Origin of the sequence: Paraburkholderia ferrariae NBRC 106233 (assembly GCF_000685035.1) — a bacterium.
GTDB lineage: Bacteria > Pseudomonadota > Gammaproteobacteria > Burkholderiales > Burkholderiaceae > Paraburkholderia > Paraburkholderia ferrariae.
Genome location: NZ_BAYB01000014.1, coordinates 58848 through 72976, shown reverse-complemented (window position 1 = coordinate 72976; position 14129 = coordinate 58848). Strand labels below are relative to the sequence as shown.

Annotated in this window: 13 protein-coding genes; 6 read left to right on the top strand and 7 right to left on the bottom strand. The window is 66.9% G+C overall.

The features are described 5' to 3' along the window. The first annotated feature begins 23 nt into the window (after positions 1–23). From glcE to proC, 4 genes are all read left to right on the top strand, one after another. Positions 24–1112, top strand: a complete 1089-nt coding sequence (gene glcE / locus BFE01S_RS17065) for a glycolate oxidase subunit GlcE (protein WP_028226561.1) — start codon at positions 24–26, stop codon at positions 1110–1112. Between the two features lie 18 nt (positions 1113–1130). Beyond that, on the top strand, positions 1131–2360 hold the full coding sequence (glcF, locus tag BFE01S_RS17060; RefSeq protein ID WP_028226560.1) for a glycolate oxidase subunit GlcF: 1230 nt from the start codon (positions 1131–1133) through the stop codon (positions 2358–2360). A 143-nt stretch (positions 2361–2503) separates the two neighbouring features. After that, complete coding sequence (locus BFE01S_RS17055) at positions 2504–3202, top strand: YggS family pyridoxal phosphate-dependent enzyme (RefSeq protein ID WP_028226559.1); 699 nt, start codon at positions 2504–2506, stop codon at positions 3200–3202. A 59-nt stretch (positions 3203–3261) separates the two neighbouring features. Beyond that, complete coding sequence (gene proC, locus BFE01S_RS17050) at positions 3262–4077, top strand: pyrroline-5-carboxylate reductase (RefSeq protein WP_028226558.1); 816 nt, start codon at positions 3262–3264, stop codon at positions 4075–4077. Positions 4078–4200: 123 nt separating this feature from the next. Here the strand turns inward: proC and ubiA are convergent, their stop codons facing one another. From ubiA to recG, 7 genes are all read right to left on the bottom strand, one after another. Next, entirely contained in the window at positions 4201–5064 is an 864-nt protein-coding gene (ubiA, locus tag BFE01S_RS17045) for a 4-hydroxybenzoate octaprenyltransferase (protein WP_028226557.1), read from the bottom strand. A 113-nt stretch (positions 5065–5177) separates the two neighbouring features. After that, positions 5178–5666: a Dps family protein gene (locus BFE01S_RS17040; protein ID WP_028226556.1), complete on the bottom strand. Its 489-nt coding sequence runs from the start codon at positions 5664–5666 to the stop codon at positions 5178–5180. A gap of 170 nt (positions 5667–5836) precedes the next feature. Continuing rightward, on the bottom strand, positions 5837–6013 hold the full coding sequence (locus BFE01S_RS44365; RefSeq protein WP_156967047.1) for a hypothetical protein: 177 nt from the start codon (positions 6011–6013) through the stop codon (positions 5837–5839). Between the two features lie 102 nt (positions 6014–6115). Then, positions 6116–7561: a catalase gene (locus tag BFE01S_RS17030; RefSeq protein ID WP_028226555.1), complete on the bottom strand. Its 1446-nt coding sequence runs from the start codon at positions 7559–7561 to the stop codon at positions 6116–6118. Between the two features lie 56 nt (positions 7562–7617). Beyond that, a complete protein-coding gene (locus BFE01S_RS46255) occupies positions 7618–7752 on the bottom strand; it encodes a hypothetical protein (RefSeq protein WP_281177402.1) in 135 nt (44 codons plus the stop codon). Between the two features lie 204 nt (positions 7753–7956). Further along, on the bottom strand, positions 7957–8916 hold the full coding sequence (locus BFE01S_RS17020; protein ID WP_028226554.1) for a hydrogen peroxide-inducible genes activator: 960 nt from the start codon (positions 8914–8916) through the stop codon (positions 7957–7959). Positions 8917–9063: 147 nt separating this feature from the next. Then, complete coding sequence (gene recG, locus BFE01S_RS17015; RefSeq protein ID WP_042337850.1) at positions 9064–11466, bottom strand: ATP-dependent DNA helicase RecG; 2403 nt, start codon at positions 11464–11466, stop codon at positions 9064–9066. A 182-nt stretch (positions 11467–11648) separates the two neighbouring features. Between recG and queA the strand changes: the two genes are divergently transcribed. After that, on the top strand, positions 11649–12728 hold the full coding sequence (queA, locus tag BFE01S_RS17010) for a tRNA preQ1(34) S-adenosylmethionine ribosyltransferase-isomerase QueA (RefSeq protein WP_028226552.1): 1080 nt from the start codon (positions 11649–11651) through the stop codon (positions 12726–12728). A gap of 173 nt (positions 12729–12901) precedes the next feature. Then, positions 12902–14101, top strand: coding sequence for a tRNA guanosine(34) transglycosylase Tgt (tgt, locus tag BFE01S_RS17005; protein WP_028226551.1), 1200 nt, complete (start codon positions 12902–12904; stop codon positions 14099–14101). Positions 14102–14129: the final 28 nt, after the last annotated feature.

Below are 14129 nucleotides of genomic sequence, written 5' to 3'. Positions count from 1 at the left end.
CGAACGACAACGACAATCAAGCCATGGAAGAGGACGATATCGTCGCCGTCTGGTCCGACCGCATACGCGCGGCGAGTGCCGACGGACGCCCATTGCGCCTGCGCGGCGGCGGCACGAAAGACTGGTATGGGCAAGCCCTCGAAGGCGAGATCCTCGACACCCGCGCGCACCGGGGCATCGTGGCCTACGACCCGGCCGAGCTCGTGATCACGGCGCGCGCCGGCACGCCGCTCCTCGAAATCGAGGCGGCGCTCGCCGCCCACGACCAGGTGCTGGCGTTCGAACCGCCGCATTTCGGCCCGCCGGCCACGCTCGGCGGCTGCATCGCCGCGGGCATTGCCGGGCCGCGCCGGGCATTCGCCGGCGCCGCGCGCGACTTCGTGCTGGGCGCCGCGATCATGAACGGACACGGCGAAGTGCTGCACTTCGGCGGCCAGGTGGTGAAAAACGTCGCCGGCTACGACGTGGCGCGCCTTCTCGCGGGATCGCTCGGTACGCTCGGGCTCATGCTCGAACTCTCGGTCAAGGTGCTTCCCGCGCCCCAGGCCGAAACGACGCTCAAATTCGACATGAACGGCACGGATGCCGTGCGCAAGCTCAATGAATGGGGCGGCCGGCCGTTGCCCATGACGGCGAGCGCGTGGCGCAACGGCACACTGGCCGTGCGCCTCGCGGGCGCGGAAGCGGCCGTGAAGTCCGCGCGCGCCTCGCTCGGCGGCGAAGTGGTGGACGCGGTGGAGGCCGAGCGCTTCTGGGCCGGCCTGCGCGAACAGACCGATCCGTTCTTTGCGGCCATCGCGCCCAACGCAGCGCTCTGGCGCCTCTCGCTGCCCTCGATCGCCGAGCCGTTGCAGTTGCCCGGCGCCCAGCTCATGGAATGGGGCGGCGCGCAGCGCTGGTGGATCACCGAAACCGATGCGCAAACCGTGCGCATTACGGCAAAACAAGCCGGCGGCCACGCAACGATATTCCGCACCGGCCGCGAGTACGACCGCAGCGCCGGCGTGTTCACGCCGCTGCCGGCGCCGCTCATGAAAATCCACCGCGGCCTGAAGGCCGCGTTCGACCCGGCCCGCATCTTCAATCGCGGCCGCTTGTATTCCGACTTCTGATCTCACCGGCACGCGGCAATGCAGACGAACCTCGCGGACTTCATCCGGAACACGGCAGACGGCGACGAAGCCGACGCGATCCTGCGCAAGTGCGTGCATTGCGGCTTCTGCACGGCCACCTGCCCGACTTACCAGTTGCTCGGCGACGAACTGGACGGCCCGCGCGGGCGCATCTACCTCATCAAACAGATGGTGGAAGGGGCGGCCGTAACGAAGAGCACGCTCACGCATCTGGACCGCTGCCTCACCTGCCGCAGTTGCGAAACGACCTGCCCCTCGGGCGTGCAATACGGGCGGCTTGTCGAGATCGGCCGCAAGCACGCGGAAGAAACGGTGTCGCGGCCGCTGCGCCAGAAGATCGTGCGGCGGCTGCTCGCAAGCGTCCTGCCGCGGCGCGCGCTGTTCTCGCCCGCCATGCGCATTGGCCAGCAGATCCGCCCGCTCCTGCCGCGCCGACTGCGCGACAAGGTGCCGGTACGCCAGCGCCCCCTCGCCTGGCCAACCGCACAACACGCGCGCAAGATGCTGATGCTCGCGGGCTGCGTGCAGCCTTCGATGATGCCCAACATCAACGTGGCGACGGCGCGCGTGCTCGATGCGCTCGGCGTCCAGACGGTAGTCGCGCCCGAGGCCGGCTGCTGCGGCGCGATTCGCCTGCACATGGGCTACGTGGACGAAGCGCTCGGCGACGTGCGCGCCAACATCGACGCCTGGTGGCCCTACGTCGAACAGGGCGTGGAGGCGATCGTGATGAACGCCTCGGGCTGCGGCGCAACGGTGAAGGAATATGCCCACCTGCTGCGCAACGATCCGGCCTATGCGGAAAAGGCGCAACGCATCGCGGCGCTCACGCGCGATCTCTCGGAAATCCTGCCCGCCTTCGAAGAGCAACTCGTGGCCGCCACGCGCCGGCGCGGCATCCATACCGTGGCGTGGCATCCGCCCTGCACGCTGCAGCACGGCCAGCAACTGCGCGGCGGCGTGGAAAAGATGCTGGGCGCGCTGGGCCTCGACGTGCGCCTGCCCGCGGACAGCCATCTGTGCTGCGGTTCGGCCGGCACTTATTCGATCACGCAGCCGCGCCTGTCCTACACGCTGCGCAACCAGAAGCTCGACCGCCTCAAGGCACTCGAGCCGCAACTGATCGTTTCCGCGAATATCGGCTGCATCGCGCACCTGCAAAGCGGCACGACGCTGCCGGTCACGCACTGGATCGAACTCGTGGAACATATGCTGGCCGCGAACTAGGCGCGCAGGAATCGAACACGAATCCAGCGTAGCGAAATGCGCCGCGCGCAAATAGCTGGCCGTTCGGCCTATGTTTCGCGCGAGGCGCAATCCGTATAATTGCCTTCGTTCCTTCTGGTTCGTTTTCCGTGTCCGCCGCTCCCATGACCGATCTCGCCCACAACCTCGAAGCCGTACGCCAGCGTATCGCCGCCGCCGCCCGCAGTGCCGGGCGCGAGCCGGACTCGGTCGCGCTGCTCGCGGTCTCGAAAACCTTTCCCGCAGAAAACGTGCGGGCGGCGCATGCCGCCGGCCAGCGCGCCTTCGGCGAAAACTACGTGCAGGAAGCGATCGAGAAGATCGAGGCGCTCGCCGACCTGCGCGCGAGCCTCGAATGGCATTTCATCGGGCCGCTGCAGTCGAACAAGACACGGCCCGTGGCAGAGCGCTTCGACTGGGTGCATTCGGTCGATCGCCTGAAGATCGCACAGCGTCTCTCGGAGCAACGGCCCGCGGGCATGGCGCCGCTCAATGTCTGCCTGCAGGTGAACGTGAGCGGCGAAGACACCAAGAGCGGCGTCGCGCCCGAGGAAGCCGCACAGATCGCGCGGGCGATCGCGGCCCTGCCCAATCTGCGGCTGCGCGGACTGATGTCGATCCCCGAACCGGAGGCCACGCTCGAAGCCCAGCGCGCGCCCCACCGGCAGTTGCGCGAACTCTTCGATACGCTGCGCGCCGGCGGGCTCGCGCTGGACACCTTGTCGATGGGCATGTCGGCCGACCTCGAAGCGGCCGTGCTCGAAGGCGCTACTCTCGTGCGTGTCGGCACCGCGATCTTCGGTGCGCGCGACTACGCGCACTGATTGCACCACCTGGATCGCACTGCCCGCACTCATTCGATAACCGGACTCTTTCCATCATCATGAAAATCGCCTTCATCGGCGGCGGCAACATGGCCGCTGCACTCATCGGCGGCCTGATCCGCAAAGGCGTGCCCGCCGCCAACCTGTACGCGGTCGATCCGAACGAAGACGTGCGCAAGCGCAACGCCGATCAGTTCGGAGTGCCTACGGGTGCGGCCGCCGATGCGGCGCTCGCGCAATACGACGCGGTGCTGCTCGCCGTCAAGCCGCAAATCGCCAAGGCCGTGGCCGAAGGGCTAGCGCCGCATCTCGCGCCGCATCAGGTCGTGATCAGCATCATGGCCGGCATTCGTATCGACGATCTCTCGCGCTGGCTGGGCGGCCACGCGCGCATCGTGCGCACCATGCCCAATACGCCCGCGCTGATCGGCATGGGGGCAACGGGGCTCGTCGCGAGCAGCGGCGTCGATGCCGCGGGGCGCCAGCTGGCGTCCGACGTGCTCGGCGCGGTAGGTCAGACGGTGTGGTTCGACGACGAAGCGAAGATCGACGCGGTCACCGGCATCTCGGGCAGCGGGCCGGCCTACGTGTTCTATTTCATCGAAGCGCTGGAAGAAGCCGCGCGCCAGCTCGGCATGGACGAAAAGCAGGGCCGCGCGCTTGCCATCGCCACGTTCACGGGCGCGGCGCAACTCGCGCTGCAATCGGACGAACCGCCTTCGGTGCTGCGCGAGCGCGTGACGTCCAAGGGCGGCACGACGGCGGCGGCGCTCGCATCGTTCGAGGCATCCGGCATCAAGGACGCTATCGTGCGCGGCGCACTAGCCGCAGACGAACGCGCGAAGGAAATGGGCGAGGAGTTCGGCAAGCAGTAGCGAGCCGGAGAAGCGGCCTGAGAAGCAGCCGGTGAAGCGGCCCGAGAAGCAGCCGGTGAAGCGGCGGATGCGGCGGCAGGTACGGCGGCATATGCGGCGCCCAATGAAACGGCCCGCGCCGCCTCACATCGCCGCAACAGCGTAGTGCGCGGCGATGCCGACGAACAGCGCGCCGCCCAGCCAGTTGTTGTGGCGAAACGCTGCGAAGCACGGCATCCGTTCGCGGTCCTTGATCAGCGTGTAGTGATACACGGCGCAGCCTGCTGCCGCCGCCCAGCCGATCCAGTAAAGCAATCCGAAGCCCAGCGCGACGCCAACCCATACGTAGATGCCCAGCGTGGCGGCGTAGCACACCATGATGGCGAGCACGTCGAAGCGGCCAAACGTCAGCGCGGAGGTGCGAATGCCGATCTTGATGTCGTCGTCGCGATCGACCATCGCGTATTCGGTGTCGTAGGCTACCGACCAGAACACGTTCGCGATCAGCATGATCCACGCGAGCGCCGGCACCTGGTCCTGCACAGCGGCGAAGGCCATCGGAATGCCGAAACCGAACGCAATGCCGAGGTAGGCCTGCGGAATGGCGAAAAAGCGCTTCGTGAACGGGTAGGACGCCGCCACGAACAACGCCACCACCGAAAGCTGCTTCGTGAGCGTGTTGAGCGGCAGGATCAGCAGGAAGGAAACGAGCGCCAGGCCGGCCGCGATCGCCACGGCCTCCCAGGCGCGAATGCGGCCCGAGGTGATGGGCCGCTCGGCCGTGCGCTTCACGTGGCGGTCGAAATCGCGGTCCGCGTAGTCGTTGATCGCGCAGCCCGCCGAGCGCATCAGCACGGTGCCCACGGTGAAGATCACGAGCAGCGAGAGCGACGGATGGCCGTTCGAGGCGATCCAGAGTGCGTTGAGCGTCGGCCACAGCAGCAGCAGGCTGCCGATCGGCTTGTCCATGCGGACGAGCCGCAAATAGAGCGGGAGTCGGGCGAACATGATCGTGGCGGGAAAAACGATGCCGCTATTGTAGGCCAGCGCGGCGACCCGGCGCCGCGTAGCCTTCAAACCCCGCTACAGCCATGCCGGGCTCCCGCCCAAACCCCGCCCGCTCAAGCCAGCATCGAGCGCAGCATCCAGGCCGTCTTCTCGTGCGTCTGCATGCGTTGCGTGAGCAGGTCGGCCGTCGGCTCGTCGTGGGCAGCTTCGGTTGCCGGGAAAATCGCCCGCGCAGTGCGCACCACGGCTTCCTGGCCTTCCACGAGCTGACGGATCATCTCTTCCGCCGCCGGCACGCCATCGGCCTCCGGAATCGACGAGAGCTTCGCGAACTCCTTGTAGCTGCCGGGCGCTGCCACGCCCAGCGCGCGAATGCGCTCGGCGATCGCGTCCACCGCCATCGCGAGTTCGGTGTATTGCGTCTCGAACATTAGATGGAGCGTATTGAACATCGGCCCCGTGACGTTCCAGTGGAAATTGTGGGTCTTCAGATACAGCGTGTAGGTGTCCGCGAGCAGGCGCGAGAGCCCTTCCGCGATCTTCTTGCGGTCCTTGTCGCTAATGCCGATATTCACGTGCTGCACGGTTGCTTTTTTGGCCATGACCACTCCTTGTTAGCGGTGAGACGCACCGTAGATGCCGCTGCATCGCCCGCACCTGCGGCGACCCGCGGGTCTTCGAATGTCCGTCAGTTTATCTTGAAAAACAGTCCAGATCCGTTCATCTGGCCCTGCCTGTCGGACATGGAAAACCTGCCGTGCGTTCCCGGCGTTCAGCCGCCGTGAAGTCGCACGATCGCTTCCAGGATCAGCACCGCGATGCCGCCCGCAGCGATGGCGAGACCGGCGCCCCGGCGCAGCGTGAACGTCGCGCGCGCGCGCGCCTTGTCCGCATCGTCCGCACTGGCCAGGCCTGCTGCGTGAAGCGTCATCGTCATTACCCGGGTCATGATCTCTCTCCTTGATTCGAACGGCGGCGGCGCCCTGAACCGGCCCCGCCGCCCTACCTGCTTCGTTGGATGAACGTTGCGCGGCAATACGCCGCACATGCCTTACTTCGCTTCGGCAAGCTCCGCGATTGCCGCAATCACGCCTTGTGCGTAGGCCGGATCGGCCCGGCGGAAATGCTCGATCTGACGCTGCACGATCTCCGGCGGCACCCCCGCGATGGCGCGCGCGACGTTCGCGAAAAGCCGCTCGCGCTGGCCCGCGTCGAACAGCCTGAAGAGCGCGCCCGGCTGGCTGTAGTAGTCGTCGTCTTCGCGGTGATCGTAGTGATCGACCGCACCCGCCGCGAGCGGCGGCTCGCCGGCCTGCGGGCGCTGCGCGAAGTCGCCGGTGCGGCTCGGCTCGTAGTTCACGGTGCCGCCCAGGTTGCCGTCGGTGCGCAATGCGCCGTCGCGGTGAAACGAGTGGAACGGGCAGCGCGGCGCATTCACCGGAATCTGGTGATGGTTCACGCCCAGGCGATAGCGCTGCGTGTCGCCGTACGAAAAGAGGCGTCCCTGCAACAGGCGATCCGGCGAAAAACCGATGCCCGGCACCACGTTGGCCGGCGTGAAGGCGGCCTGCTCGACGTCCGCGAAGTAGTTCTCCGGATTGCGGTCGAGTTCGATCGTGCCGACGTCGATCAGCGGGTAATCCTTGTGCGGCCACACCTTCGTGATGTCGAACGGGTTGTACGGCACCTTCGCGGCGTCGGCTTCGGGCATCACCTGGATGCGGAAATGCCACTTCGGAAAGCTGCCGGTCTCGATCGACTCGTACAGATCGCGCTGCGCCGATTCGCGGTCCTGCGCCACCACCTGCGCCGCTTCGGCGTCGGTGTAGTTCTCCACGCCCTGTGCCGACTTGAAGTGGAACTTCACGTAGAAGCGCTCGTTGGCGGCGTTGACGAACGAGAACGTGTGCGAGCCGAAGCCGTGCTGCTGACGATAGTTCTTCGGAATCCCGCGGTCGCTCATGAGAATCGTGACCTGATGCAGCGACTCGGGATGACGCGACCAGAAGTCCCACGCGGCCACGTTGTTGCGCAGGTTCGTGCGCGGATCGCGTTTTTGCGTGTGGATGAAGTCCGGGAACTTGAGCGGATCGCGGATGAAAAACACGGGCGTGTTGTTGCCCACCAAGTCCCAGTTGCCCTCTTCCGTATAGAACTTGATCGAGAAGCCGCGCACGTCGCGCTCGGCGTCGGCCGCGCCGCGCTCGCCCGCCACCGTCGAAAAGCGCATGAAGAGCGGCGTTTCTTTGCCCACTTCCGAAAACACGCGGGCCTTCGTGTAGCGCGAGATGTCGTGCGTCACCGTGAGCTTGCCGAATGCGCCCGAGCCCTTGGCATGCACGCGGCGCTCCGGGATCACTTCGCGGTCGAAGTGCGCGAGCTTTTCGATGAGCCACACGTCCTGGAGCATGACGGGGCCGCGCGGACCAGCCGTCAGCGAGTTCTGGTTATCGACGACGGGGGCGCCTGAGGCCGTGGTGAGGGTACGTTCGGACATGCTGGATTCCTTGTTTCTGTGATCGGTGGCAGCGAATCGGGGGCGTCGGCGGTGCGTCAGGCCGAAAGCGCGCGATCGACGAGCAGCGAAAAGGCCACCGTGCGCAGGCCGGCGAAAGCGAGAGGCGCGGAGGAGACCGGCTGGGCCACAGCAGAAGGAACGTAGGGGACGTTCGGAACGTTGGTTTGCATCGCTTCCTCCAGATGAACACGTTAGGTGTCGGTAGAAGCGACTTTATCAATGACTATCGATAACTAGAATTTGATTTATTTTATGTATCGAATAGATTTTGACTCTCAGGGTCGGACTCGAAAATCCAGCCATGGTCGATCAGGAAAGAGGCAAGGCGGCCGGCGCCGGTCGGAAACCGGCGCCGGCCTTGGGGCAAGCGTGTGTCAGGCCGCCTCGGCGGGCGCCTCGATCTTTCTCACGCCCGGCAGTTCGCAGGCGTGGATGGCGTCGACAATCGCCTCGATTGCCGGCATGCGCGTGAAGCTCTTGCGCCAGGCCAGCACGACGCGGCGGTCGGGCACCGGTTCGTCGAACGGCACGTACGAGAGCAGCCCCGAATCGGCGCCGCCCGCATGCGGCTTCACCTCGCTCACCGACATGCGCGGCAGCACGGTAATGCCCACGCCGCTCGCGACCATATGGCGGATGGTCTCCAGCGACGAACCTTCGAAGGTCTTCTGGATGCCGTCCGCGTTCTGCGAGAAGCGCATGAGTTCGGGGCACACGCCCAGCACGTGGTCGCGGAAGCAGTGGCCGCTGCCGAGCAGCAGCATGGTTTCCTGCTTGAGATCGTCCGGGTCGATCTTCTCGCGCTGCTCCCACGCGTGGCCCGAGGGCAGCGCCACCACGAAGGGTTCGTCGTAGAGCGGGCGCAGCGTGAGGCCGGTTTCGGGGAAGGGCAGCGCCATGATCGCCACGTCGATCTCGCCCTGCTTGAGCAGTTCGATCAGCTTGAGCGTGTAGTTCTCCTGCAGCATGAGCGGCATCTGCGGAACGCGCTTGATCATCTGCTTGACGAGCGTAGGCAGCAGGTACGGCCCGATCGTGTAGATCACGCCAAGGCGCAGGGGGCCGACGAGCGGGTCCTTGCCCTGCTTGGCGATTTCCTTGATGGCAAGGGTCTGCTCGAGCACGCGCTGCGCCTGGGTGACGATCTGCTCGCCGATGGGCGTCACGCTCACTTCGCTCGTGCCGCGCTCGAAAATCTGCACGTTCAGTTCGTCTTCGAGCTTCTTGATGGCCACCGAGAGGGTCGGCTGGCTCACGAAACAGGCTTCCGCGGCCCGTCCGAAGTGGCGCTCGCGGGCAACCGCGACAATGTATTTCAGTTCTGTGAGCGTCATTTCTTTAGGGACCAATCAGAAAAGGTGAATCAATAGTTTGTACTTATACACCTATGGCGGCGATTCGCCAATATTCAACGCCCATATTCGGGCGGGAACAGTGAATGGCTCAGACGATTGCCGCGCGCGCAGGTTCCCGCCTTTCGCTCACGCCTTCAGATACTGCTCGCGCGCGCCCAGCCAGCGGTTCAGGTGCTGCGTGACGACGTGCGGCCACTCGTGCAGCAGGCGCTCGGCCGCACTGCGCGCCGGTTCGATCAGCCAGCCGTCGGTTTCGAGGTTGGCAAAGCGCAGCATCGCGGCGCCCGACTGGCGCGCGCCGAGGAATTCGCCGGGGCCGCGGATCTCGAGGTCGCGGCGCGCGATCTCGAAGCCGTCCGTGGTCTCGCGCATGGTTTGCAGACGCGCGCGGCCGGTGAGCGAGAGCGGCCCGCTGTAAAGCAGCACGCACACCGAAGCCGCGCTGCCCCGCCCCACGCGGCCGCGCAACTGGTGAAGCTGCGCGAGGCCGAAGCGCTCGGCGTGCTCGATCACCATCAGCGAGGCATTGGGCACGTCCACGCCCACTTCGATCACCGTCGTCGCCACCAGCAACTGCACTTCGTTGCGCGAGAAGGCGTCCATGACGGCGGCCTTCTCCGTCGATGCAAGCCGGCCGTGCACGAGGCCCACGCTCAGTTCCGGCAGCGCGGCGACGAGCGTTTCATAGGTCTCGACGGCCGTCTGCAACTGCAGCGTCTCGCTCTCCTCGATCAGCGGACACACCCAGTACACCTGGCGCCCCGTGAGCGCCGCCGCGCGCACGCGGGCGATCACCTCTTCGCGGCGCGCGTCGGACACGAGCTTCGTGAGGATCGGCGTGCGGCCGGGCGGCAACTCGTCGATGGTGGAAACGTCGAGGTCCGCGTAATAGGTCATTGCGAGCGTGCGCGGGATGGGCGTCGCCGACATCATCAACTGGTGCGGCTGGAACTCGCGCGCGCCATGTTCGGCCGATTTCGCGTTCTGCGCCTTCGCGCGCAGCGCGAGCCGCTGCTCGACGCCGAAGCGGTGCTGCTCGTCCACGATCACGAGGCCGAGGCGCGCGAATTCGACGGCGTCCTGAATGATCGCGTGGGTGCCGATCACGAGCTGCGCCGTGCCGAGCGCGGCCGCTTCGATAGCCGCGCGCTTTTCCTTCGCCTTGAGGCTCCCCGCGAGCCACGCCACCTGCACGCCGAGCGGTTCGAGCCAGCCGCGCAGCTTGCGCGCGTGCTGCTCGGCGAGGATTTCGGTGGGCGCCATGAGCGCGGCCTGGTAGCCGGCGTCGATGGCCTGCGCGGCGGCGAGCGCCGCCACCACGGTCTTGCCGCTGCCCACGTCGCCCTGCAGGAGCCGCTGCATCGGATGCGGCAGTTCGAGCTCGCGCGCGATCTCGGCCACGACGCGCTGCTGCGCGTTCGTGAGCTGGAACGGCAGCGAAGCGCGCAGCCGCTCGACGAGCGGGGCAGCGGGGCAGGTGGTTGCAGCGGTTGCATCGGTGGCAGCGGTGGTGCCCGATGCACCCTCGGCACCGGCCAACGCCGTCGCGCGCAAGGGCATGGCCGGCGCGGCGCGCGTGCGGCGCTCCGCATGCGCACGCTTGAGCGAAAGCTGCTGCGCGAGCAGTTCTTCGAACTTGATGCGCGTCCACGCGGGAGCCGTGCCGTCCATGAGCCCGGTTTCGTCGGCGCCGATGGGCGGGTGATGCAGCGTCTTCACCGACTCCATGAGCGGCGGCAGCCCGAGCGGTTCGAGGAACTCGCGGGCGATGGCCTCGGGCAGCAGATCGGGCAGCGACGCGCGGGAGAGCGCGTTGTCGATCGCCTTGCGCAGATACGCCTGGGTCACGCCGGCCGTGGACGGGTAGACCGGCGTGAGCGCCTGCGGCAGCGGCGTGTCGTCCTCGACCACGCGCACCGCCGGGTGCACCATCTCCATGCCGAAAAAGCCGCCGCGCACGTCGCCGCGCACGCGCAGGCGCTTGCCCGGCGCCATCTGCGCGACCTGCGAGCCGTAGAAGTTCAGGAAGCGCAGGATCAGCTCGTCGCCATGGTCGTCGCGCAGCTTCACCAGCAACTGGCGGCGCGGGCGGTAGGCGATTTCGTTGTCGAACACCACGCCTTCGGTTTGCGCGATGCCGCCGGGCAAGAGTTCGCCGATGGGCGTGAGCGTAGTCTCGTCCTCGTAGCGCATCGGCAGATGCAGCACGAGGTCGATGTCGCGTGTGAGGCCGAGTTTGGCGAGCTTGTCGGCGGTTTTCGTGACGGCGGGCTTGTCCTTTTGCTGCTCTTTTTGCTTGCCCTTCTGTTTGCTCTTCTGTTTGCCCTTCTGCTTGCCCCCGGACGGCTCCAGCGCCGCCCCGGCACTGGCCGGCGCGGCCTCGCCCGCCGCTTCGCCCTCTTTCGCCCCCACCGCGCACGGCCCCCGCTTGCGCGCCGTTGCGCCCTGCTCCGCTTCGCGCACGGCGGCGCGCTCGCGCGGATCGTCGGGCGTTGCGGTTTCGGACTTCAAACGGGCGGCTGGGGGCATAGGCAGCTTCACAAGTACAATAACGGCTTTCCGGCGTGGCGCGGCATGCCATGGGCAAGCCGCCCGGCAGCGCCGCCGCACGGGCACCGCTTGCCGCTGCGGCGGGAGCCGTCCCGCCATCATAGCCGCGCAAGACCGCGGCGGCCATTCCGGCCCCCACGCCTTTCCGTTTTATCAGCCGCATGTTCAAGCTTTCCGATTTCGATTTCGACCTCCCCGCCGAGCTGATCGCGCAGACCGCGCTGCCCGAGCGCACCGCAAGCCGCCTGCTGGAAGTCGATACCGGCGCGCCGGGTGCGTTGCCGGGCCAACCGCCGCGCCTCATCGACCGCCGCTTCGCCGAGCTGCCCGGATGCATCGCCCCGGGCGACCTGCTCGTCTTCAACGACACCAAGGTGCTCAAGGCGCGCTTCTTCGGCCAGAAGGCGAGCGGCGGCAAGATCGAAGTGCTCGTCGAGCGCCTCACCGGCGCGCGCACGGCGCTCGCGCAGATCCGCGCGAGCAAGAGCCCCGCGCCGGGCACGGTGCTGCGCCTCGCCGACGCCTTCGACGTCACCGTGGGCGAGCGCGTGGAACCCTTCTACACGCTGCATTTCCCCGACGACTGCCTCACGCTCATCGAGCAGTTCGGCCGTCTGCCGCTGCCGCCCTACATCACGCACGACGCCGACGCGACCGACGAAACGCGCTACCAGACCGTGTTCGCGCAGAATCCCGGCGCGGTTGCCGCCCCCACGGCGGGCCTGCATTTCGACGATGCGCTGCTCGCGCAGCTCGACGCGATGGGCGTCGAACGCGCGACGCTCACGCTGCACGTCGGCGCGGGCACGTTCCAGCCGGTGCGCGTGGAGAACATCGACGAGCACAAGATGCACAGCGAGTGGTATCGACTGCCGCAGTCGCTCGTGGACAAGATCGCGGCCACGCGTGCGCGCGGCGGCCGCGTGATCGCGGTGGGCACGACCTCGATGCGCGCGCTCGAAGCGGCCGCGCGCGACGCGGAAAACGCGGGCCGCGCGCTCGCGGCCACCTCGGCGGAAACCGACATCTTCATCACGCCGGGCTACCGGTTCCGTGTGGTGGACCGGCTCGTAACGAACTTCCACCTGCCGAAATCGACGCTCTTGATGCTCGTTTCGGCCTTCGCGGGCATCGAGACGATCCGCGCGGCGTATCGTCATGCGATCGAAGCGCGCTACCGGTTCTTCAGCTACGGCGACGCCATGCTGCTCACCCGAACCGACGACGCCCTGAATCGCTGAAGCACTGACGCACCGGTGCGCGGCACGGCCTGCCGCGCACGCTTTCCCCGCCGCCGCGTGCCGAACGCGACGGCGTTTCATCATCTGCGCCGGACTTGTCGATCCGGAGTCGGCGCTTTAGCGCATACTCCGGTCCCATGCAAAGCACTTTCCGGTGGCACAGGAGTCCCCGCATGACCGACGGTCATCAAAGCAACGCACGCGCCGAACATGGCGCCTACCTGGGCGAGCGCCCGCAAAACGGCCTGAAATTCGAACTCCTCGGCACCGACGGCCTCGCCCGCCGCGGCCGCGTCACGCTGAACCACGGCGTGGTCGAAACGCCGATCTTCATGCCGGTGGGCACCTACGGCACGGTCAAGGCCACCCAGCCGCGCGAGCTCGAAGAAATGCACGCGCAGATCATCCTCGGCAACACCTTCCACCTCTGGCTGCGCCCGGGGCTGGAGACGATCGAGGCGCACGGCGGCCTGCACCGCTTCATGGGCTGGAACCGCCCCATCCTCACCGATTCGGGCGGCTTCCAGGTGTTCTCGCTCGGCGAGCTGCGCAAGATCGCCGAAGACGGCGTGCGCTTCGCCTCGCCCGTGAACGGCGACAAGCTGTTTCTCTCGCCCGAAGTGTCGATGCAGATCCAGAAGGTGCTGAATTCCGACATCGTCATGCAGTTCGACGAATGCACGCCCTATGCGACCAACGGCGTGCCGACCACCCACCAGGAAGCCGCCGATTCCATGCGCATGTCGATGCGCTGGGCAAAGCGCTCGATCGACGAGTTCCAGCGCCTCGGCAATCCGAATGCGCTGTTCGGCATCGTGCAGGGCGGCATGTTCGAGGACCTGCGCGACGAATCGCTCGCCGGCCTCGCGGCAATGCCGTTCCACGGCTTCGCCATCGGCGGCCTTTCGGTGGGCGAGCCCAAGGAAGACATGATGCGCGTGCTCGAACACATCGCGCCGAAGCTGCCCGCCGACAAACCGCACTACCTGATGGGCGTGGGCACGCCGGAGGATCTGGTGGCGGGCGTGGCTGCGGGCGTGGACATGTTCGACTGCGTGATGCCCACGCGCAACGCGCGCAACGGCTGGATCTTCACGCGCTTCGGCGACATCAAGATCCGCAACGCGACGCACCGCAACTCGCTGCGCCCGCTCGACGAGCAGTGCGGCTGCTACACCTGCCGCAACTTCACGCGCGGCTATCTGCACCACCTGCACCGCGTGGGCGAGATTCTCGGCGCGCAGCTCAACACGATCCACAACCTGCACTACTACCTGGAGCTCATGAGCGAGATCCGCACGGCGATCGAAACGAAGTCGTTCGCGGCGTTCCGCCAGCGCTTCCACGAGAACCGCGCGCGCGGGGTGGATTGAAGCCGCAGGCACCGGGCGGCGCAATAAA